The following is a 23,239-nucleotide window of genomic DNA, read 5'->3' as shown; positions in this document are numbered from 1 at the left end:
CACGCAATTATTAATTCCCTCTTCTGCGGAATTCACTTAAAAGAACCGCGGTTGCAGTAGCCACATTAAGGCTCTCTGTTTGTTGCATATATCCAAAGCGGGGGATTGAAAGAATTTTGTGGGAGAGCGAGCGTATTTTGTCTGATATGCCATTGGCCTCATTCCCCATTACTAAGATACCTTGTTCGGGCAAGTGGGAGTCGTAAACATTCTCACCGTTCATATCGGCTGTAAATACGGGGAGTTCAGATTCTTGAATATAGTTTTCCAACTCCCTGTACACTACATTTACCCGAGCCAGAGATCCCATACTGGCCTGTACCACTTTGGCGTTGTAGCAATCTACTGTCGTAGCACTGCAAACTAACTGATCTACACCAAACCAGTCACACAAGCGGATGATGGTACCCAGATTACCCGGATCCCTTATGTCGTCGAGAACAAGCACCAATCCGGAGTTTTTGATTTCTTTTTCTGCCGGTATCTCAAAAAGGGCAAGTGCTTTATTCGGTGTTTTCAAGCGACTGATTTTTTTCAACTCTTGCTCTGATATCTCTCGTGTACAGCTAAGGGCAGCAGGAAAACAGTCGGTATCTGTGGTGTACAATTCCCTCAAATTCATCCCAGCATCGATAAGCTCGGTAATAACTTTTACACCTTCAGCCACAAATATTCCATGTCGCTTGCGGTACTTTTTTTGGTCTAAACCCGTTATTAGTTTAATTTCGCTTTTACTAACCATCCGTCACAGTGTATTTTCACACATTTTTTTTACATCTTTGTCTAACCAAAGAACCTAAGAGACTCTGGTTATTCATAAAATCTGAAACCTGTTAAAACCCGTTGTTTTCCATTGAAAACCCAAACCACAAAAATAGCGGTAATCTTTTTAATACTGTCTATAGTATCTTGTAATACGGTAAAAAGAGTAGGCGATAACGAGCTGCTCCTTACCCAAAACAACATTTATGTAAACGGGAAACGGGAAAAAGGAGAGCGTTTACACAACCTTATGTCGCAGCACCCCAACAACGCCTTGTTGGGATTTAATCTGAAACTGCACTTGTACAATCTCGCCACGCCGAAATCGGATTCAGCGTTTACCGACTGGTTGTATCGCAAAGAAAAGAGAAAAAAAAGACTTAGTAGGCTCTTGTCTGAAAAACAAGTGATAGAGCTAGGCAGATCGGTGGTGGGTTTTAACAATTGGCTAATGGAAACAGGAGAACCTCCAGTAATTATAGAGGAAACCGGAGCACAAAAATCTAAAGACCGCCTCAGTCTTTACTACAACAGCAAGGGATATTTTAACAACAAGGTAACGTTTTCTATCGACTCTATACCGAATAAGAAAAAACAGGGTGAGGTAAATTATCACGTAACTACAGGTAATCCATATTTTATCGACAGTATTACCAAAAAAATTGCCTCTCCCGATATAGATTCCATATACAACAGATACAACTCTAGAAATCTGATAAAACAAGGAGAGCAATTCGACTTGGCACATTTTGAGGCCGAACGCGAGCGTATCAACTCCATTCTCACCAATACGGGTATATACCAATTTCAACCCAATTCGTCGGTACACTTCAATGTGTTGCGCGATACAGTCGCCTCTAATGAAGATTATAAAATGCCGGTCGAAATAGAGATAAACAACCGATACGAACGCGTAGGAGACACAGTAAAAGAGGTTCCCTACAAAATACATCACATTAAAAACGTAAACATTTATGCCGACTACACTTTTGGCATGGAGCAAGAATCTCTGGATTCGATCACATACGACCGCTTCACCATTTATTTCCGAAACAAATTGAGATACAAGCCCAAAGCTCTTGCCGATGCCGTAGCTATTACACCCGGTAGCCTGTATCGCGAAATTGATCGCAGTCGTACTTACAGACAGATTAGCAATCTCAACACTTTTAAATATCCAAATATAGAGTACCGTTATGCCCGTGGTACCGACGACAGTCTCAACACCAATATATACCTCTCTCACCGCCCTAAATTTTCCCTTGGGCTAAACACCGATATCTCCCATTCCAACATACAAGATGTAGGGATATCATTTAGCACATCGCTGATAAGTCGCAATGTCTTCAGGGGGGCAGAAACACTAGAGGTATCGGCACGAGGAACCATAGGTTCGTCGAGAGAAGCTAGTAATCCTCACGACCGTTTTTTTAATATCTCCGAGTTTGGAGGCGATATAAGGCTCAACTTCCCGAGGATATTCTTTCCGATTAGCACCGATCGAATTATCCCAAAATATATGTTACCCGAAACACGTATATCGGTAGGTAGTTCCTTTCAGAGAAATATCGGATTGGACAAACAGAGTTTCAACACCATATTGCGCTACAATTGGACACCATCATATCGAAAAAAACACAGCTTTGAGCTTATCAATATCGAATTCATTCGAAATCTCAACGTCGATCGTTATTTTCAGGTTTACCAGAACAGCTATGAACGACTCAACCACATCGCGGGAAACACCAGCACCAATCCTACATATTTCGACGATGGAGGCGATCTTCTCATCCCCGATGGGGCTCGTCAGTTTACCAGAGACGCACTCTCAGGAGGCATAGGCGGTATAACTCCTGGCTCTGAAGATTACCGCACTATTTCGAGCATAGAAGAACGCCGAAGGAGACTCAGCGCCAACAACCTGATATTCGCCTCCAATTTTACATACACTCACAACACCCGCCGTGGAACAAGCGACAATACCTTTTCACAGTTCAAGGCTAAACTGGAAACTGCCGGAAATTTTTTATCTGCCGCTTCACAACTCATCGATTTCAACAAAAACGATCAGGATAAAAAGTTGGTCTTCGACGTACAGTACTCCCAATACGTAAAGACAGAACTGGATTTTATCAAACACTTACAGGTATCAAGTCGGGGAATTTTTGCTTTCAGAAGTTTTTTCGGACTCGCAATTCCCTATGGCAATGCCACTAACATCCCCTTTTCGAGGAGTTACTTTGCCGGAGGAACAAACGACAACCGAGCATGGCAGGCTTATTCTCTCGGACCGGGACGCACAAATGCCAGGAACGACTTTAACGAGGCTAACTTGAAAATAGCACTGAATCTCGAGTACAGATTTAACATTATGGGAAGCCTAAACGGTGCCTTTTTTGTCGATGCCGGAAATATATGGAATACCTTAGACGACGTGGACGACGAAGATGCTGTTTTTACCGGTTTGTCTTCACTTAAAGATATAGCCCTCGGCAGTGGCTTTGGCTTCAGATACGATTTCGGATTTTTTGTCATTCGATTAGATACCGGATTTAAGACCTACAACCCTGCAGAACCTATGGAAAAGAGATGGTTTCGGGATTACAACTTCGGCAATGCAGTGTACAACATCGGAATTAATTACCCCTTTTAAGGCCCTATTCATTACACACTATCTACACTACACCCTACATCTCAATTTGCCGCTCTATTTTGAGATTAAGACTGCTAATTTTATTACTTTTGCTTTTTAATAACTGTCTAATTCAGGAAAACTTTAAAAACTATGAGTCACAATATCAAGGCCGGAGTTGCTACCGGGGATAAAGTACAGGAAATATTTGCCTATGCCAAAAGTAAGGGATTTGCTCTACCAGCGGTAAACGTGATAGGATCAGACAGCATCAACAGCGTGCTGGAAACTGCAGCCGACCTTAACGCTCCGGTTATCATACAGTTTTCTAACGGAGGAGCCCAGTTTAACGCTGGAAAAGGGCTTTCTAACGACGGACAGCAAGCGGCAATTCTCGGTGCTATCGCCGGAGCCAAACACATACACGAACTCGCCGAAGCCTACGGCGCTACAGTAATACTTCACACCGACCACTGTGCAAAAAAACTATTGCCGTGGATAGACGGATTACTGGATGCCAGTGAAAAGCACTTTACCGAGACCGGCAAACCGCTGTTCAGCTCTCATATGATCGACCTCTCAGAAGAACCCATTGAAGAGAATATTGAGATCTGTAAAAAGTATCTCGCCCGTATGAGCAAGATAGGAATGACCCTCGAAATCGAGCTCGGAGTAACCGGGGGTGAAGAAGACGGGGTAGACAATACAGATGTAGACTCTTCAAAACTCTACACCCAACCCGAAGAGGTGGCATACGCATACGAAGAACTGATGAAAGTGAGCCCCAAGTTTACCATAGCTGCGGCCTTTGGTAACGTTCACGGTGTATACAAACCCGGAAATGTAAAACTGACCCCTAAAATTCTGAAAAACTCACAGGAATTCGTATCTAAAAAATTCAATGTTCCTGCCAACAGCATAGATTTTGTATTCCACGGCGGTTCGGGTTCTACACTCGAAGAGATCAGAGAAGCTATCGGTTACGGAGTTATAAAAATGAACATAGACACCGATCTTCAATACGCCTTTTTAGAAGGAATAAGAGATTATATACAAGACAAGAAAGACTATCTTCAGTCTCAGATTGGAAACCCTGAAGGGGCCGATCAACCCAACAAGAAATTCTACGACCCGAGAGTATGGCTCAGGGAAGGAGAAAAAACGTTTAAAGCGCGCTTAAAAAGAGCCTTTGAGGATCTTAACAATGTAAATACCTTATAAACAGGCTACAGGATTTTCCGGATTTAAACAGCGTACAGCTATAAGACTTATTTTTTTAACTTGCGCATCCAAAATTCGGAAAACTCAAATATCCAATAACGAAAAAGAAATATATGGCTTGGTTCAAACGAAAAGAAAAAGGGATTCAGACCTCGACCGAAGAAAAAAAGGACACTCCAAAGGGACTTTGGTATAAGTCGCCCACAGGAAAAATTGTCGGAGCCGAAGAACTGGAAAGCAATTTTTACGTAAGTCCGGAAGACGATTACCACGTTCGCATTGGGAGTAAAGAATACTTTTCTATCCTCTTTGACGACAACACTTTCACAGAATTGAATCCGAATCTCACCTCCAAGGATCCGTTAAAATTCGTAGACACCAAAAAGTACACCGACCGTCTTAAGGAGGCCCAGGAGAAGACCAAACTCAAGGATGCCGTGCGCACAGCGGTCGGCAAATCGATGGGAAAAGACTTGGTCATCGCCTGTATGGATTTTGCTTTTATCGGCGGATCTATGGGTAGCGTAGTCGGTGAAAAAATTGCGAGAGCTATCGATTATTCCATCCAAAATAACATCCCCTTTCTCATGATTTCCAAATCGGGAGGGGCGCGTATGATGGAAGCCGCGCTTTCACTGATGCAACTGGCTAAAACGTCGGCTAAACTAGCCCAGCTCGCCGAGGCACGCATACCCTATATTTCACTCTGTACTGACCCAACGACTGGTGGAACAACAGCCTCATACGCCATGCTGGGCGATATCAATATCGCTGAACCTGGCGCATTGATTGGTTTTGCGGGACCAAGGGTGGTTAAAGAAGCTACAGGTCAGGATTTGCCAGAAGGTTTCCAGACCTCTGAGTTTTTACAGGAACACGGATTCCTCGATTTTATTTCTCACAGAAGAGACCTCAAGAAAAACATCAACCTCTATCTCGATCTCATTCTCAATCGAGAAATAGGAGCATAAGCTTTTTTTGGGCAGAAACAATAATATTACAACTATTTATTCTATATTTGCGCCCTGTTAGAAAATCTAACACAATACATAAGAATCATTTAAACAATATTGGCATGTATTTATCAAAAGAAGTAAAAGAAGACATTTTTAAAAAGCACGGAGGTTCTGAAAAAAACACCGGATCTGCCGAAGGACAGATCGCCCTGTTTACTTATAGAATCACTCACCTTACTGAACACCTGAAAAAGAACAGAAAAGATTTTAATACAGAGCGCTCTCTGGTGAGCTTGGTCGGTAAAAGAAGAAGTCTTCTCGACTATCTCAAGAAAAAAGATATCGAGAGATATCGTGCTATAGTAAAAGAATTAGGACTTAGAAAATAATTCCGAAAGAGGCCTGAGTGCCTCTTTTTTGTTTTAGGCAAAGTAATTTTCATTGGGTTAACTACAACAACACAACGCCCGTCGGCAGACGGAACCCTTTGTATAATTAATTAAAAACATTTTATGATTCCTGAAGTAAAAAGAGAAATTATCGATCTGGGAGATGGTAGAACCATCTCTATCGAAACAGGAAAATTGGCAAAACAAGCCCACGGGTCTGTTGTTGTGCAAATGGGCAATACAATGTTACTTTGTACCGTAGTATCGTCTTATAAAGAGAGTGCGATGGATTTCTTTCCACTCACTGTAGATTACCGAGAAAAATTTGCGGCAGCTGGTCGTTATCCAGGAGGATTTTTCAAAAGGGAAGCCAGACCTAGCGACCGCGAGGTGTTGACCATGCGTATCGTAGACCGCGTACTCCGCCCCTTGTTTCCATCTGACTATAAGAACGAAACACAGGTAATGATACAACTCATGTCTCACGACGAAGAGGTAATGCCTGATGCGCTAGTAGGACTGGCCGCTTCGACAGCTATCCAATTGTCTGACATTCCGTTTGAATGCCCTATCTCTGAAGTTCGAGTAGGTCGTATAAACGGAGAGTTTGTTATCAACCCAAGTCGCGAACAGCTCGTAGAATCTGATATCGATATGATTATCGGTGCATCTGAAGATTCTGTGATGATGGTAGAAGGGGAAATGAAAGAGATTTCTGAAGAAGAAATGGCTGATGCCATTCAGTTTGCCCACGAAGCCATCAAGGTTCAATGTGCAGCACAAGTACGACTGGCAGAGGCCTTTGGCAAAAAACCTGTAAGAGAATACACCATTGCCAAAACAGACGAAGACATCGCCGCCAAAGTACGTGAAGCAGCTTACGACAAAATATACAAAATCGCAAAAAGCGGCTACAGCAAAAGAGAACGCAGCGAAGCTTTTTCTGCAGTAAAAGACGAGGTTTTAGCCCTTTTTAGCGAAGAAGAACTGGAAGAAAATGAGGCTCTGATCTCTAGCTATTTCAACAAAGTAGAAAAAGAAGCAGTAAGAGAGCTCACGCTTTCCGAAGGTATTCGCTTAGACGGAAGAAAGACGAATGAGATTCGTCCTATCTGGTGTGAAGTAGATTATTTACCGTCAGTTCACGGGTCGGCTATCTTTACTCGTGGAGAAACACAAGCCCTTGCAACTGTTACTCTCGGAACTTCTAGAGAGGCTAACATTATCGACCTGCCGACACAACAGGGAGAGGAAAACTTTTATCTCCACTACAATTTCCCACCCTTCTGTACTGGTGAAGCCTACCCGATAAGAGGAACTTCTCGTCGTGAAATAGGTCACGGAAACTTGGCACAACGCGCACTAAAAGGAATGATTCCTGAAGACACCCCTTATACCGTAAGGGTAGTTTCTGAAGTACTTGAATCTAATGGCTCCTCGTCTATGGCCACTGTATGTGCCGGAACTATGGCGTTGATGGATTCTGGTGTTCAAATGAAAAAACCGGTGTCGGGTATTGCTATGGGACTTATTTCAGATGGTGAGCGTCATGCAGTGTTGTCTGATATTCTTGGTGATGAAGATCACCTCGGAGATATGGACTTTAAAGTAACAGGAACTGCCGACGGAATTACTGCCTGCCAAATGGACATCAAGATAAAAGGATTGCCATACGACATTTTGGTAACTGCATTAAAACAAGCTCGCGAAGGACGTTTGCACATCCTGGAGAAACTTACTTCAACCATTGCAAAACCAAATGCTGAAGTAAAAGCTCACGCTCCGAAAATCATAACTAGAACTATTCCGGGAGATTTTATCGGTGCGCTGATTGGTCCTGGTGGAAAAGTGATTCAGGAATTGCAGAAAGCTACCGATACCACTATTGTTATCAACGAAGTAGACGAACAAGGTATCGTCGAAATCTTGGGCACTAATCAAGAAGGTATCGATGCTGTTTTAGCTAAAATCGACGCTTTGCTATTCAAGCCGGAAGTAGGTGAGGTTTACGAAGTAAAAGTAATTAAAATGCTCGATTTCGGTGCCGTCGTCGAATATACAAAAGCACCTGGAAACGAAGTCTTATTACACGTATCTGAATTGGCTTGGGAACGTACAGAAAACGTATCCGACGTCGTCAATATGGGCGATGTTTTCGAAGTAAAATACTTCGGTATCGACCCTAGAACAAAAAAGCCAAAAGTATCTCGTAAAGCTCTAATCCCCCGACCTGCAAGAAAAGAAGGCAGTGAGAGAAAAGAGCATAAAAACCGTTAGTAACCAAAGGTTTACCGACTACAAAAAGGCCCGGCATTAACCGGGCTTTTTTCTTTGTTCCACCTGTCTATCCCCATCTACAATCATAGCACTTCTCTTAACCGAAACACAAATTGCAGCCTTTCACCGTCGCGCTCTACGGTCAATCGTATTTTTTTTCCAGCTTTCACATTCATCAGGGATATCATTTCTTGCAACGAGTGTCCGGAAGCTCGTTTTCCATTGACCGAAAATATCACATCTCCTTTCTCCAAACCAACATCTTCTGCAGGACTACCACTCCGTATTTCAGCGATTTCGAAGGTGGGATACAGGCTGTATTTCGACAATTGCTCGGACATTATCCGCTGCGTTTTAGGCGTTTCTCCATAGCCCGGAGACTTACGGATATTTCGATCTGGCACCCTTTCAATTCGCATTCCGTTGTGTTGAAGTTCTATACCGCTCATATTGTACTTAAACGGTTGTCTGAAATACCTATTTCGTTTGAGTCTTATCTTTTTCCCAGTGTAATCTACAGTCACATCAAAACGTTTCAGTATCCCTCCCCCTATACTGCCATCCCTTTCACTCAGGCTCTGAAGGTGTTGTAAAGAAATAGAGTCAGGAAAAGCCACTTTGGCACTCTTGAACTCAAACCCTCCGAGTTGTAATTTCTCTACTCTAGCGCGACTCCCGTACACACTTCCGCTCAGCCCCCTACCCAAAAAATCGTCAAAATGTCGCTTCGGAACCGACAAGCCATTGCTCTTTCTGTCAAATAACCAAAGTGCATCACTGCTTCCGGAATCGATTAATAATTTAACCGCTTCCCTCTGCCCGTTCAGTACAACATCAGCCTGTAGGTATGGCTTGTTGTGTATCATATCTAAATCCAAGGTATAACATTTTCTACATCTTTTGTAACGATAACTTCCCGGCTTGTAGAAACGGATTTTCTCTCTTGAATAACTTATATCCACAATCAAATCTCTGAACAGTTCAGCACCTATAATTCCGTGTATAGGAATACCGAGTCTCGGGGCAAAATTAATCCCCTGATCCAGTATGAGATAGAGATCGCTCTTGTCGTTTACAACCGCTTCACCGATTTTTATAATATTATCTCCAGATCGGTAGGCTTGTATAGCCTCTCCATCCCCCAGTCCACGAATAAAAATTGTCTCAAAATCTGAAAACTCAGGAGGATCTTCGGAACCGAGGTTAAACAGTATAGGTTTGCTCACCCCGCTGTCCAAAATAAACGACAAGACTACTCCATTAACTTCGACAGGGATAATTATCAGATTGTTCACCAACTGAAATTTTACACTGTGCTTATTCCGATCCGGAAGTAGTTCAAATTTAGTCTGCCCCTCTACCTCTACCTGAAACAGAAGCAGCAGCAAGATGACTGAGATAAAATTTATCGTATTTTTTAACATAAAAAACAATATATTACTAATATAATCATTAGTTCCCCTTACAAAAACATCATTAAAAACTTTAACGTAAATATTAATCACAATATTTACACCTAACATATATCACTTAGGAATTATTTTGCAAATTTGCACTGCAGTGCGTCTGATGTAAGTTTATCAACAATGCCCTTTGGCATTCTAAAACAACAGTCACCCCTGCAGTATTTATCATTAATTAACCACAAGAAACTGCTATTATGCCATCAATATCACACAAAGGTCAGTTGATGCCCGAATCTCCTATCCGAAAACTCGTTCCTTTTGCGGAGAATGCCAAAAAAAAAGGTCGTAAAGTATATCACCTCAACATCGGTCAACCTGATATTAAAACCCCTCAGGTAGCTCTCGACGCGGTAAAGAACAACAACTTAGAAATCATTGAATACGGCAGAAGCGAAGGCTCTGAACAGTATCGCGAGAAACTCGCGGCCTATTACGCAAAAAATGACATTCAGGTTTCTGCCGATCAGATTGTGGTGACCACCGGTGGTTCTGAAGCCTTGATGTTTGCTATGGGAGCTGTTGCCGACTACGGTGACGAAATCATTATACCCGAACCATTTTATGCCAATTACAACGGTTTTGCCACAGCTTCTGGAGTAAAGGTCGTCCCTGTGATATCGACCATAGACAACAATTTTGCCCTTCCTCCTATAGAGGCTTTTGAAGAGCTTATCACTTCCAAAACACGTGCTATACTGATTTGTAATCCCGGTAACCCGACAGGGTACCTCTATTCCAGAGAGGAGATTAAAAAACTCGCTGAAATCGTAAAAAAACACGATCTTTTCCTCATTACAGACGAAGTATACAGAGAATTTACCTACGACGGTGCCGAACACTATTCCGTAATGCAGGAAGAAGGACTGGGGTCTCATGCCATCATGATCGACTCTGTTTCCAAACGCTACAGTATGTGTGGGGCGAGAATCGGATGTCTGGTATCCAAAAACAAGGAGGTAATTTCTACTGTGCTGAAATACGCTCAAGCCAGATTGTCGTCGCCTACCTATGCGCTAATGGCCAGTGAAGCAGCACTACAAACACCGCAAAACTATTTCGACGAGGTGCTGCAAGAATACACCGAACGAAGAAATCTGTTGATCAGCGAACTCGAAACCATCGAAGGCATAAAAGTAGCCAAACCCAAAGGAGCTTTTTATTGTATTGCAGAACTACCTGTTAAAAACTCAGATGATTTTGCTCGATGGCTTTTAGAGAGTTACCAATACGAAAATCAGACCGTAATGGTAGCTCCGGCTGCAGGATTTTACTCCACTCCGGGAATGGGCACACGTGAGGTTCGTATCGCCTATGTCCTCAAAAAAGAAGATTTAAAGACAGCTGTCAACATCCTTAGAGAAGCTCTTAAAGTATACCCAGACAAACTGTAAACAAAACCTCCTCTGTTAATTCTCTTGCCGTGCACATCGAAGAAAACATATCGCTCAAAAATTACAACACTTTCGGAATCGATGCGCGCGCGAGGTATTTTGTTGAGGTTTCCGACAAAAATGAATTGCTGGAAATACTCTCCAAGCCAAATTATCCTGAAAAACTTATCCTAGGAGGCGGCAGTAATATCCTGCTCACAGCTGACGTCGAAAAATTGGTCGTTCGCATCCAAATCAAGGGAATTGAATTGGAAGCGGAAGACGGAAGCGACGTACTTGTAAAAGCAGGAGCTGGTGAAAACTGGCACAATTTTGTGCTATGGGCTTTAGAACGAGGATACGGAGGCTTGGAGAATCTATCACTTATTCCGGGAAATGTGGGAACAGCTCCCATTCAAAATATAGGAGCATATGGCGTAGAACTCAAAGACGTTTTCGAATCTTGCGAAGCCCTAGAGATAGCTACCGGAAAAACCCGTGTCTTCTCGAGAGAAGAATGTCGGTTTGGCTACCGAGACTCTATCTTCAAGCGAGAAGCCAAGGGCAAATACATCATCACCGCAGTCACCTTTCGCCTCCGTCGTACAGACCACCATATCCGCATACACTATGGAGCCATATCGCAGGTACTCGATCAAAGAGGTATATCAGAACCGGGAATTAAAGATATCTCTGATGCTGTAATTTCTATCCGGCAAAGCAAACTTCCAGACCCTCGGAAAATTGGGAATTCAGGCAGTTTTTTCAAGAACCCTGTTATTTCGGAAAACACCTTCAAAAAAATATTGAAACACTATCCCGAAGCCCCCTCCTATCCCCTGCCCGACAATCAGGTAAAAATCCCTGCAGGATGGCTGATAGAACAGTGTGGTTTTAAGGGCAAACGCTTCGGTGCAGCCGGAGTACACCCGCAACAAGCCCTTGTACTGGTTAACTACGGCGGTGCAACGGGACGGGAAATATGGCAGTTGGCCTCGCGTATCAGAGAGAAAGTAAACGAGGAATTTGGAGTAATGCTCGAACCTGAAGTAAACGTACTTTAAATTGTAGTGAAAATCAAAAAAACTTTCCTTTAAAAACATTATTTGATACCTTTGGGTAAGCTGTTTAAGCAGTGTAAAGTTTCACCCAACTCCCGACATCATGTCTTCTCTACTGGAAATCAACATTGTGAACCTGCTCATCGAGAAAGATGAAAAGGGAATGACCATGCTCTACGATTACTACGGTGACGCTTTATACGGTATTGCGCTCAAGATCACATCTGACGAGGAACTGGCTCGAGATGCGCTTCAGGAAGGATTGATGAAAATCTGGAAAAAAGCACATACTTATGATACTGGAAAAGCCAAGCTCTTTACGTGGATGTACCGTATTATCAGAAATACAGCCATCGACAAAGTGAGAAATAGCAGTGTAAAAGAAGAAAAGAAAATCCAACTGGATATTTCCAACGTATATAATATAGGTATCGATGCTATTAAACCCGAGCATCTGGATATAGGAAAGCATCTCGCCTCCTTAGATTTAAAATATCAGGTGATTCTCGAAGCCCTGTTCTTTCAGGGCATGACACAACAGGAAGCCAGTGAAGTACTCGATATCCCTCTGGGAACAGTGAAGTCTCGTCTAAAGATTGGACTGCGAGAATTGCGCAAAATTTTTGATACCGAATAAAATAAATACAACAAAAAGCAGGGGTAAAAAGATCTGATATGAAAAATGACATGGAAAAGATACTGGAAAGTGATCTGCTGGAGCAATATCTCATAGGAACTACCACACCAGAGGAAAACGTTTATGTTGAAAACTGCATAGCCAAATATCCGGAGGTAAAGCGAAAGTACACCGAACTGGAAGAAGACCTAGAAAATTACACCCGGTCTTTTGCTAAACCAGCTCCCGAAAAAGTCAAAAAAAATGTGATACACGCCATTCGAAGAAAAAAACGGTTTGTACCCCGATTTACCAATATGGCGGCCGTAATAGCTGCGGTATTCTGTACCTCTACTATCGTTTTACTGTACCAAAACAAATTGTTGTTACAAAAAAACGGATCAGTCAACGAAGAGATTGCCGCCTTAAAAAGCGATATCCTAAACACCAATTCAAAGTTAGATGATGTAAAAAACCAGTTTCTCATTCTCAACAATCCCAAGACCCGAAAATATGTACTTCAAGGAAACCGCAGAGCTAAAAATCTCAAAACAGTAGCCTATATAGACCCCGTTGAAAAACTGTCAATGATAAACGTTGTATCTCTACCAGAACTCCCCAAAGAGCAGGTATTCCAGATGTGGGCAGAAGTAAATGGCAAAATGGAAAGTTTGGGCATACTGGAAAACACCCAAAACAAATTGCTTTCTATCCCCTTTAAGGAAGATGCTAAAAGCTACAATATCACTATCGAACCCAAAGGAGGAAATATCACCGCCACTGAAGAAAATACCGTAGCGAGCATTTACCTGCGTTAACTCGTGGTAAAACATAATTTGTTTTGTATCTTTGCAGTATCTATAGAAAGATTGTCGCTATGAAACTAGTTTTGCTTACTACAGGATTGTTAGCTCTCGCTTTTGCCGGTATTGCTATTAAGATATGGGCCAAAAAGGATGGTAAATTTGCTGGCACTTGCGCTAGCCAAAGTCCCTTTTTGAACCAATCCGGAGAACCGTGTAGCTTTTGCGGAAAAATGCCGGACGAACAAGAATGTAAAGATCCAAAGGCTTATCAAAATTAAGTCCACGGGCTATCACTTATGCTCACCGTATTACTTTGCCTGTTAACGGGAAGCACCGGAGTTCTCGTAGCATATTACTTATTGTCTAGTCGGCTGGGTGGCGTTGTCAATGAAAGGCATCCAAAACAAATCACTCCCGTCTCTGTACTTATCCGCACCAAAAACAATGCTGACATCCTCAAAAGTACACTACCGCATATACTCGCGCAAAAACACCCTGACTTTCAGGTCGTGCTTATAAACGACGCTTCTTCCGATCATACCTCAGAGGTCATAGAACACTTTCAAAGCCAGTATCCCGATATCAAGGTTGTACAGGTGATCAATAACGAAGCGTTCTGGGGCAAGAAGAAATACGCACTCACCCTCGGAATAAAAGCCGCCAAATACCCTTGTATGATCTTTACCGAAGACAATTTCATACCCGCTTCGGAACACTGGCTTGCGGATATGAGCAAGTCTTTCCACAAAGACAAAAACGTAGTTCTCGGATATTCTTCCCTAAAGAGAATTAAGGGATCTTTCTCCAACGCCATCATCAGATATGACAAACTGATGAAATCTGTTAAATACCTTTCTTTCGCAAAAACGGGACTGCCATTCACCGGAGAAGGAAGTAATATAGCCTATCACAAAAGCGTGTTTTATCAGGTAAACGGTTTTATAAGCCATATGAATATGAGCAACGGAGAGGACGAGCTCTTTATCAACGAAGTTGCCACAGCCAAAAACACGACCATCTGTATCGCTCCACCTGCGCACACCAAAGCTGTGAATGTTCCCGATTACCGAACGTGGATACACCGCAAAAGAGAAGCCTTCCTCGTTTTTCGCAACTTCAAGCTCAAAGATCGCCTCTTATCTGCCTTCCTCTATTCAGCTCAGATTCTCTTTTGGGTACTACCCATACCCGTATTGATATTAGCCGGCACACAAAGCAAACAGACCGCAATACTGGCAAGCCTATTTCTCATCAAATGGATAGTTCAGTATATATCTGCATATAAAATTTCGGAAAAATTGGGAGAGAAAAACCTCTTGTGGCTACTACCACTATATGAAGCCGTACTGATTGTCGTACAATTTTATATCTTTATAACCTGTTTTAGAAAACAAACACGTTGGAAATAACCACCGCATTCATCCAAAAAAATATAGACCAGGCACGCAAAGGCGACCAAAAAGCCTTTAATTTTCTCCTTGATTATTACTGGAATGACGTTTATGGCTTTCAACTTATCCGAACCAAGAACGAAAACGACGCTGAAGATATTACCATACAGACATTTTCAAAAGCCTTCGACAGAATTGCTACTTTCGACAATAGTTACTCTTTCAAAACCTGGCTCATCACCATTTCCAAAAACATTCACTACGACCTTCTACGCAAGAGAAAATCGAGCCTCTTCCACACTACTTCACAAGAAGACGATACGGTTTACGACGTTCCCGACAACACTCCATCGGCCGAAGACAATTTGATATACGAGCAAAACCTCGCCCAATTAAAGCGCTTTATCAAAATGATGAAACCACATTATCAGGATGTGATCAATATGCGTTATTTTAGAGAAATGAGCTATCAAGAAATAGCAACAGAACTCGGCGAGCCTCTCAACAATGTAAAAGTAAAACTCTTGCGAGCCAAAAAATTGCTGGCCGAAATTATCTACAAAAGCAAAGGCTTATAAGCCGGCAAAGAAAAGAGACAATTACCTCACTGCCTCGTCCTACGGCACTATCGAGCTATTCTCAATACCGCGACAGACTTATCCCTTTTCATACGACCTACTTGATTGTTCTTTTGTATCTTTGTAGCTCAAAAGTATATCATTTATGAGTGTAGATACCGCGACCCAGGCAGCACCGCCTAAAGGCAAACCCAAATGGCTCCGTGTAAAATTGCCAACGGGCAAAAAATACACAGAACTGAGGGGGTTGGTAGACAAATACAAACTACATACCATCTGTACATCGGGAAGTTGCCCCAATATGGGAGAATGCTGGGGAGAAGGAACGGCAACTTTTATGATACTCGGAAATATCTGTACGCGCTCTTGCGGTTTTTGTGGAGTAAAAACAGGAAGACCGGAAACCGTTGATTGGGAAGAACCAGAAAAGGTAGCCCGTTCTATCAAGTTGATGAACATAAAACACGCAGTCCTCACCTCTGTAGATAGAGACGACCTCAAGGATATGGGATCCATCATGTGGGCAGAAACTGTAAATGCCGTGAGACGCATGAACCCGGAAACCACGCTCGAAACACTGATCCCCGATTTCCAAGGTGTGGAGCGCCATTTAGACCGCATCGTCGAAGTGGCTCCCGAAGTGATTTCACACAATATGGAAACGGTAAAACGACTGACCCGCGAAGTGCGAATACAAGCCAAGTACGAACGCAGCCTTGAAGTATTGCGATATCTCAAAGAAAAAGGAGCTCGCCGTACCAAATCGGGAATTATGCTCGGTTTAGGAGAGACAGAAGAGGAAGTTGTAGAGACTATGAGAGAACTGAGAAATGCAAATGTCGACGTGGTAACCATTGGACAATACCTTCAGCCTTCAAAAAAACATCTCCCCGTAAAGCAGTTTATTCTGCCCGAACAGTTTGACCGTCTCAGAAAAACCGGTTTAGATATGGGATTCAGACACGTAGAGAGCGGAGCTTTAGTAAGGTCGTCTTACAAAGCCCACAAACACGTCGATTAAATTGTTGTAATGAGCACTATAAAAATAGCCATTAACGGATTCGGTCGCATAGGAAGAACCGTTTTTCGCCTGTTATTGGATAGATCTGATATCGAAGTCGTTGCCATCAACGATCTCTCAGATAGCAGAACCTTGAGCCATCTCTTAAAATACGACAGTATTCACGGTATATGGCCGGGATCGATTTCATACGATTCTACCGGAATTATTGCAGGGCAAACCCATTATCCACTTCTCAATAAGAAAAGTCCGGAACAAATCGACTGGACACCTTGGCAACCCGATATCGTTATCGAAGCCACAGGAAAATTCAAGCGAAGAGAACAATTACAGCATCACATAAAAAACGGGGCTAGACAAGTTTTGCTCTCCGTTCCTCCCGAAGAAGACGATATCAAAATGGTTGTGCCCGGTGTAAACCTACACATATTGGACGGCTCGGAAGACATTGTATCTAACGCTTCCTGTACCACCAACAATGCAGCACCTATGATAAGTGTAATCCGGGAGCTCTGTGGTATAGAGCAGGCATACATTACTACCGTTCACTCCTACACCACCGACCAAAGTCTGCACGACCAGCCTCATAGAGATCTGCGAAGAGCAAGAGCAGCAGGACAATCGATAGTCCCTACTACCACAGGAGCTGCCAAAGCGCTTACTCGAATTTTCCCAGAGCTGAGCGACGTAATAGGCGGATGTGGGGTAAGAGTTCCGGTACCAGACGGATCGCTTACCGATATAACGTTTAACGTAAAACGGGAAACCTCCATATCGGAAATCAACAAGACCTTTAAAAATGCGGCAGAAAATGAACTCAAAGGAATACTCTCCTATACCGAAGATCCCATTGTATCTGTAGATGTCATCAACAATCCATATTCCTGTACATTCGACGCACAGATGACTTCGGTAATCGGTAAAATGGTCAAAATAATAGGATGGTACGACAATGAATTCGGATACAGCAACCGCATTGTAGATCTTATTGTACACATGAATTCGTTGCGGCAGTCATAGAAACTGCAATATTCCGCCTATGATCTGCGCAACAAATCTCTGATGTAGCGATGCAGTCGAGGTAGATTTGTGTCAGATTCTGCATTGTAATTTTTGTTTTATATTTATGCGAATCTTTGGCTATGAAAACAATCTTTCATCACTTAGCTCTTTTACTGGTCTTTTGCCCCCTCATCGCTTTTGGGGAGCAGCATTACAGCAGTAAAGACAGTCTGGAAGCTTATTTAAAAAGAGCCTATCGCTACAAAAATGAAGGGCAGTTTGAAAAGGCTGTCAAGGTGCTCAACACCGCCGTCAAAACAGCCGATACTCTGAGTCAAAGAGCCTACTCGTATAAATATCTCTTCGAGGGATATTTACTGTTTTTAGAGCTCTATCACGATTTTGACCTAAACGACGATCTCAAGACATATGAGCTACTGTGTGACAACAACTTAAAACCTAGTTTAGTAGACGGAGATAACGCTCGATTTACGGCCTTAAAAGCTCTTCTCGAAGCTCAAAAAGGAAATTTTGAAGTTGCATCCAAACTTGTACAAAGTGCAAAATCGCTATACAGGAAAAATTACAGAGATACTATTCTGCATTACATCTGGTATTACGAAGCGAGAATAGCGCTTCTGCAAAAAGAATACGACAAGGCTATCGAACTCTTTACAAAGGCCTATCCGTTAAACGACACTTACGAAGAAGCATATCTCAATACAGGGATATTGCTTTACTTGTCTGATGCTCATCTGCAAAAACAACATTACGACCAAGCGCTTTCTCTCGTCAAAAAAGCCGAAAAAACTTTGTCTTCTCACCACTTCCCAAAAATGGAATGGTGGAAAAACCGACAAATGAGTACAGTTTTAAAACTGTTGGAACGCCAAGGCGAAGCTGAAGACTACCAGTGGAAAGCAGATAGCGTAAAAAACAAGCACTTCCGCCCTGAATTGATAAAAAACATCGAAATTATTGGCTATCGCAACACCGCCCACTTCAAAGACAAAATCATAGAACAATATGAAGCCAAAACGAAGAAACAGGCCAAACAAGTAAATATCTCCAAGCTGATATCCATATTCAGCTCCATATTACTTATCATTATCGGGATACTCACCGTAAGCCTATACAGAAACAGCAAGGTTAAACTCAAAATCAACGAGTTGCTACTCAAAAAAAACGAAGCATTACAACTCGCAAAAAACAAGGCTGAAAACGCCCTTAAGGTCAAAGCCCAGTTTTTATCTACAGTGAGCCACGAACTGCGAACTCCCCTGTATGCAGTAACCGGTATTACACACCTTTTGCTCGAAGACAATCCCAAAGAAAGTCAAAAAGAATATCTCAACTCACTTAAATTTTCGGGAGAATATCTGTTGAATTTTATCAACGACATCCTACAGATCAACAAATCGGAAGCCAATCAATTAAAACTCAACAACGCTCCATTCAACCTGAAGCAGATGCTCTCTGAGGTAGTAAGATCATTAGAACACACCGCCAAAGAAAACAACAATGTGATTGTTCTCGACATAGGTGAGAATATACCCGACCTCGTTACCGGCGATGCACTCAAACTCTCCCAGGTATTTATCAACCTAATCGGCAATGCCCTCAAATTTACCGACAATGGCGAGGTTCGCATAAGCGGACAGCTTTTAGAGCTGCAAGAAAAACATATTAGGATTCACTTTGAAGTCAAAGACAACGGTATGGGGATTACTGCCGAGACCATGCCGCATATTTTTGAGAGCTTTGCGCAGGGCTCAACGCAGATCAATCGCACATATGGTGGTACCGGATTAGGTCTCACCATTGTAAAAAACCTATTACTCCTCATGGAAAGTGATATCGTAGTACAGAGTATACCGGGTAAAGGTAGTACATTTTCATTCGATCTCAGCATGCTATTAGCGCCCTCTGACTCCCCTATTGAGGACAGTGCCTCTCCTATACCTAAAGCGATTAACCTAGCCAACACACACCTACTCTTGGTAGAAGACAATAAGATAAACCAGATGGTTACCAAAAAAATGCTGTCCAAAAAGGATATTTCCTGCGACATTGCCAACGACGGTTACGAGGCTATAAAAATGGTAAAAAAGGAATATTACGACCTTGTTTTGATGGATATACACATGCCAGGCATCAGCGGGATAGAAGCAACGCAAGAAATCAGGAAATTCAACAAGACTATCCCCATCGTAGCCCTTACAGCAATCTCCCTAGAAGACAACATAGACCATCTGTACCAAGCAGGGTGCAACGATATTATCACCAAACCTTTTAAACCCGAAGTATTCTACAAAAAAATAAGAAACAACCTTCATCTACGTGAGAAGTAAAAAGCTTAGCTTTCCCCTCTTTCTACATAATCTGCAATCAAATGATCGAACTCCCGCTGTGCTCCAAATAAAAATTCGGTTCGTATACCGATGTAGAAGAGATTGTTCAGATGTCCTTCCAATCGCATAAAATCCTTTTCAGTAGTCAGTATCAATTCCTTTTCGGCGAGATTTTGAAGCTCTCTCTTCGAAAAATTGTGATGATCGGGATACTCCAAATGTTCAAAATCGTACCCTCCTTCAGTGAGAAACTCCAGTAGCGGAACAGGATTGGCTATACCTGTAACTAAGCTAAACCTCTTGTCTTTCCACTGTTCCAGAAGCACAGTAGCATTGGTAGAACGCAAACTGTGATCGTAACTGATGGTCGTAAAAAACACCTGAGGTCGTTTGATCCTGCCCCCTAATAACTTCTCGATTACGGCATCTCGCTCTTCCGCACTCAATTTCGGACGACACTTGGTTACCACAACAACATCTGCTCTGCGAGCCTCTCTCTTGCTATCGCGAAGATTTCCGGTAGGAAGATAAAAATCGTCAGTATAAGGATGGTCAAAAGTAGTGAGCAGTATATTAAAGCCCGCTTTTACCTTACGGTGCTGAAAAGCGTCGTCGAGAATTACAACTTCCGGCGGCAATTTGCCCTGCATAAGCTTTTGTATCCCTTGTACTCGGTCGGCATCTACCGCCACTGTGGCTTTAGAAAATTTTCGATGGTACTGAAAGGATTCATCCCCGAGATCTTCTACCACAGTATTGACTCCCGCGCAGACATATCCCCGAGACTTCCTCCTATATCCCCTGCTCAAGGTAGCCACCCGATATCGAGGCAATAGCAAGTTTAACAAATACTCTACCATGGGCGTCTTCCCCGTACCTCCAACACTCAGATTTCCCACGCATATTACCGGCACCTCAAAAGACACTGAATGCAGTATCTTCCTGTCGTATAAAAAGTTTCGAAGGTATACAACACCCCCATAGAGCAACGAAAACGGCCATAATATTTTTCGAAGTATACGCATATTTCACTGTTGGACACTGCAAATTACGGTTAATTTTTTTACTTGCATAGCATCACTCGCCTCACTGTTCACACGCAAGACTATACCAATCAAACAACACCACTCTCACAAGCGGTTTAAATTATCCTTTGATTTTTAAAATCTTCCAAACTTTTGCCCTTTCTTGCTTTTGGTGTATTTATGCTGTATTTTTTCAGCCGTTAAGAATTTTTCAAAAAACAAAGTATGCTAATCGGTGATATTATACGACTACTGGAAGAAGATTACCCCCGTGCCTATGCCGAGGAATTTGACAATACCGGACTCTTGGTAGGAGCCCCAGAAACAACTGTGAGCGGCATTCTCGTTACCCACGACACTCTGGAAGACATAGTCGATGAGGCAATAGAAAAAGACTGCAATCTCATCGTGAGTTTCCATCCTATCATTTTCTCCGGATTAAAAAAACTCAACGGAAGTTCGTATGTAGAGCGCACTGTGATTAAGGCCGTGAAAAACGATATAGCTATTTACGCCATTCACACGGCTCTCGACAATTCGTTTTACGGACTCAATGCGGCTTTTTGCGATGTACTCGGACTCACAAACCGCAGTGTACTGGTACCTCAGAAAGCCACTGTAAAAAAGTTGATCACCTTTGTTCCGGAAAAAGATGCAGATCAAGTCAGAAATGCCCTTTTTGCTGCAGGCGCAGGTACAATAGGCAACTACAGTCACTGCAGCTTTAACACCAAAGGAGCAGGCAGTTTCCTCGGAGAAGAACACAGCAATCCCGTGATTGGAGAAAAGGGGAAAATACACTTTGAAAGTGAGGTGCAGATAGGGGTTACATTTCCCAAGCACCGCGAACAGCAAATACTCAAAGCGCTCTTTGCCCACCATCCTTACGAAGAAGTTGCCTACGAAATCACCACCCTCGAAAACCACAATCAGCACATCGGAATGGGAATGACGGGCTTACTTCCGGAAGCGTTACCCGCAATGGAATTTTTGAAAAAACTCAAAAGCGATCTTCAACTCTCCTGCATACGCTATTCAGGCCCCCTTGAAAAGCCGATCAAAAAAGTAGCTGTATTGGGCGGAAGTGGTGCTTTTGCCATTTCCCACGCCAAAAGATCCGGCGCCGATATCTTTATAACTGGCGATGTTAAATACCACGAATTTTATCGGGCTGAAGGAGAAATAATCATAGCCGACGTGGGACATTATGAAAGTGAGCAGTTTACAAAAAATCTTTTGTTTGAGCATCTTACGAAAAAAATTCATAATTTTGCACCTGCCTTGCCCGAGGGTAAGGTGGTATTATCAGATTACAATACAAATTCCATCAAGTATTTATAACCTATGGCAAAAAAAACCGAAGCTACTGTTGAAGAGAAATTGAGAGCTCTGTACGACCTGCAGTTAATTGACTCCAGGATAGATGAAATAGCCAATGTAAGAGGAGAACTTCCTCTGGAAGTAGAAGACCTCGAAGATGAAGTGGAAGGATTAAAGACACGTCTCGACAAATTGGGTGTTGAGCTTGATAATCTCACCCAGGAGATCACCAACAAAAACAATGCTATAGAAGAATCCAAAGCACTGATTAAAAAATATTCCGACCAGCAAAAAAACGTGAGGAATAACAGGGAGTTCAACTCCTTGACCAAGGAGATGGAATTTCAGGAGTTGGAAATACAACTCTCCGAAAAACACATTCGCGAGTACAAAGTACAGATAGAGCAAAAAAAGGAAGTTATCGCTCAAACCAAAGAGCGACTCAAAGAACGCGAAACTCACCTCAAACACAAAAAAGGTGAACTAGACGCCATTCTCGCCGAAACCGAAAAAGAGGAAAACGCCCTCAAGAACAAGTCTCTTGAGTATCAAAAGCAGATAGACGAAAGACTGGTAAAAGCCTATAAACGCATACGTGGAAGTGTTAAGAACGGATTGGCCGTCGTAGCGATTGAAAGAGGTGCTTCTGGAGGTTCTTTCTTTACCATCCCCCCACAGGTACAAATGGAAATTGCCTCTAGGAAAAAAATCATCACCGACGAACACAGTGGACGTATACTGGTAGATCCCAACCTGGCCGATGAAGAAAAGGTGAAGATGGACGAATTGTTCGAATCTTTGTAAACAGACAAACAATCGCATCACATATAAAAAACGCCGGAATTAGCACAAGTAAGGCACTTTCAGAAGTAAGCTAATTTCCGAAAAAAACAGACAACAAACTCTGGTGATTTTATATGGATCACCGGAGTTTTTTCTTTTTTGAGGATACCTTAGGTGTTTTAGCCGGATTGTCGTACCAAAAAGACATAGGT

20 protein-coding genes are annotated in these 23,239 nt (G+C 42.5%); 17 read left to right on the top strand and 3 right to left on the bottom strand.

Annotated elements, in window-relative coordinates; translation table 11 throughout:
- Nucleotides 1-10: 10 nt before the first annotated feature.
- Nucleotides 11-742: a TrmH family RNA methyltransferase gene (locus ACYZZR_RS11200; protein WP_461534095.1), complete on the bottom strand. Its 732-nt coding sequence runs from the start codon at nt 740-742 to the stop codon at nt 11-13.
- Between the two features lie 111 nt (nt 743-853).
- On the opposite strand from ACYZZR_RS11200, the gene tamL reads away from it, so the two are divergent.
- The 5 genes from tamL to ACYZZR_RS11175 all read left to right on the top strand — a co-directional run bounded on the left by tamL (nt 854) and on the right by ACYZZR_RS11175 (nt 8,237).
- Nucleotides 854-3,415, top strand: a complete 2,562-nt coding sequence (tamL, locus tag ACYZZR_RS11195; protein WP_461534094.1) for a translocation and assembly module lipoprotein TamL — start codon at nt 854-856, stop codon at nt 3,413-3,415.
- A gap of 132 nt (nt 3,416-3,547) precedes the next feature.
- The gene (fbaA, locus tag ACYZZR_RS11190) at nt 3,548-4,615 is read left to right on the top strand and encodes a class II fructose-bisphosphate aldolase (RefSeq protein WP_461534093.1); all 1,068 of its coding nucleotides are present in this window, start codon (nt 3,548-3,550) and stop codon (nt 4,613-4,615) included.
- Between the two features lie 113 nt (nt 4,616-4,728).
- Nucleotides 4,729-5,586: an acetyl-CoA carboxylase, carboxyltransferase subunit beta gene (accD, locus tag ACYZZR_RS11185; RefSeq protein ID WP_461534092.1), complete on the top strand. Its 858-nt coding sequence runs from the start codon at nt 4,729-4,731 to the stop codon at nt 5,584-5,586.
- Between the two features lie 104 nt (nt 5,587-5,690).
- Nucleotides 5,691-5,960, top strand: a complete 270-nt coding sequence (gene rpsO, locus ACYZZR_RS11180; RefSeq protein ID WP_461534091.1) for a 30S ribosomal protein S15 — start codon at nt 5,691-5,693, stop codon at nt 5,958-5,960.
- 123 nt (nt 5,961-6,083) lie between these two features.
- Nucleotides 6,084-8,237 (top strand): polyribonucleotide nucleotidyltransferase, encoded by a 2,154-nt coding sequence (locus ACYZZR_RS11175; protein WP_461534090.1) that lies wholly within the window; start codon nt 6,084-6,086, stop codon nt 8,235-8,237.
- Between the two features lie 83 nt (nt 8,238-8,320).
- Here the strand turns inward: ACYZZR_RS11175 and ACYZZR_RS11170 are convergent, their stop codons facing one another.
- Nucleotides 8,321-9,661, bottom strand: coding sequence for a PDZ domain-containing protein (locus ACYZZR_RS11170; RefSeq protein WP_461534089.1), 1,341 nt, complete (start codon nt 9,659-9,661; stop codon nt 8,321-8,323).
- A gap of 236 nt (nt 9,662-9,897) precedes the next feature.
- Here ACYZZR_RS11170 and ACYZZR_RS11165 point away from each other — a divergent pair, with 236 nt between their 5' ends.
- The 10 genes from ACYZZR_RS11165 to ACYZZR_RS11120 all read left to right on the top strand — a co-directional run bounded on the left by ACYZZR_RS11165 (nt 9,898) and on the right by ACYZZR_RS11120 (nt 19,899).
- Nucleotides 9,898-11,094: a pyridoxal phosphate-dependent aminotransferase gene (locus ACYZZR_RS11165; RefSeq protein WP_461534088.1), complete on the top strand. Its 1,197-nt coding sequence runs from the start codon at nt 9,898-9,900 to the stop codon at nt 11,092-11,094.
- Entirely contained in the window at nt 11,076-12,137 is a 1,062-nt protein-coding gene (murB, locus tag ACYZZR_RS11160) for a UDP-N-acetylmuramate dehydrogenase (protein ID WP_461534110.1), read from the top strand. The genes ACYZZR_RS11165 and murB overlap by 19 nt, the downstream gene beginning before the upstream one ends.
- A 100-nt stretch (nt 12,138-12,237) precedes the next feature.
- Nucleotides 12,238-12,771, top strand: coding sequence for an RNA polymerase sigma factor (locus tag ACYZZR_RS11155; protein ID WP_461534087.1), 534 nt, complete (start codon nt 12,238-12,240; stop codon nt 12,769-12,771).
- A 38-nt stretch (nt 12,772-12,809) separates the two neighbouring features.
- Nucleotides 12,810-13,568, top strand: coding sequence for an anti-sigma factor domain-containing protein (locus ACYZZR_RS11150; RefSeq protein WP_461534086.1), 759 nt, complete (start codon nt 12,810-12,812; stop codon nt 13,566-13,568).
- Between the two features lie 59 nt (nt 13,569-13,627).
- Nucleotides 13,628-13,834 carry a membrane or secreted protein gene (locus tag ACYZZR_RS11145; protein WP_461534085.1) on the top strand — a complete coding sequence of 69 codons (207 nt, stop codon included), beginning with the start codon at nt 13,628-13,630 and terminating at the stop codon, nt 13,832-13,834.
- Between the two features lie 18 nt (nt 13,835-13,852).
- Nucleotides 13,853-14,965, top strand: a complete 1,113-nt coding sequence (locus ACYZZR_RS11140; RefSeq protein ID WP_461534084.1) for a glycosyltransferase — start codon at nt 13,853-13,855, stop codon at nt 14,963-14,965.
- Complete coding sequence (locus ACYZZR_RS11135) at nt 14,956-15,525, top strand: RNA polymerase sigma factor (RefSeq protein ID WP_461534083.1); 570 nt, start codon at nt 14,956-14,958, stop codon at nt 15,523-15,525. Before ACYZZR_RS11140 ends, ACYZZR_RS11135 begins: the two co-directional genes overlap by 10 nt.
- Before the next feature lie 145 nt (nt 15,526-15,670).
- The gene (lipA, locus tag ACYZZR_RS11130) at nt 15,671-16,546 is read left to right on the top strand and encodes a lipoyl synthase (RefSeq protein WP_461534082.1); all 876 of its coding nucleotides are present in this window, start codon (nt 15,671-15,673) and stop codon (nt 16,544-16,546) included.
- 9 nt (nt 16,547-16,555) lie between these two features.
- Nucleotides 16,556-17,566, top strand: coding sequence for a type I glyceraldehyde-3-phosphate dehydrogenase (gene gap / locus ACYZZR_RS11125; protein WP_461534081.1), 1,011 nt, complete (start codon nt 16,556-16,558; stop codon nt 17,564-17,566).
- Nucleotides 17,567-17,688: 122 nt separating this feature from the next.
- Nucleotides 17,689-19,899, top strand: a complete 2,211-nt coding sequence (locus ACYZZR_RS11120) for a tetratricopeptide repeat-containing hybrid sensor histidine kinase/response regulator (protein WP_461534080.1) — start codon at nt 17,689-17,691, stop codon at nt 19,897-19,899.
- Between the two features lie 5 nt (nt 19,900-19,904).
- Here the strand turns inward: ACYZZR_RS11120 and lpxK are convergent, their stop codons facing one another.
- Nucleotides 19,905-20,924, bottom strand: a complete 1,020-nt coding sequence (lpxK, locus tag ACYZZR_RS11115) for a tetraacyldisaccharide 4'-kinase (RefSeq protein ID WP_461534079.1) — start codon at nt 20,922-20,924, stop codon at nt 19,905-19,907.
- Between the two features lie 225 nt (nt 20,925-21,149).
- Between lpxK and ACYZZR_RS11110 the strand changes: the two genes are divergently transcribed.
- Entirely contained in the window at nt 21,150-22,265 is a 1,116-nt protein-coding gene (locus ACYZZR_RS11110; RefSeq protein ID WP_461534078.1) for a Nif3-like dinuclear metal center hexameric protein, read from the top strand.
- Nucleotides 22,266-22,268: 3 nt separating this feature from the next.
- The gene (locus tag ACYZZR_RS11105; RefSeq protein ID WP_461534077.1) at nt 22,269-23,048 is read left to right on the top strand and encodes a zinc ribbon domain-containing protein; all 780 of its coding nucleotides are present in this window, start codon (nt 22,269-22,271) and stop codon (nt 23,046-23,048) included.
- Nucleotides 23,049-23,239 lie beyond the last annotated feature (191 nt).

The organism is Sinomicrobium sp., assembly GCA_029266035.1.
Classification (GTDB): Bacteria; Bacteroidota; Bacteroidia; order Flavobacteriales; family Flavobacteriaceae; genus Sinomicrobium.
Note: the sequence above shows the minus strand (reverse complement) of the source record. Positions and strands in the feature narration are given on the sequence as shown.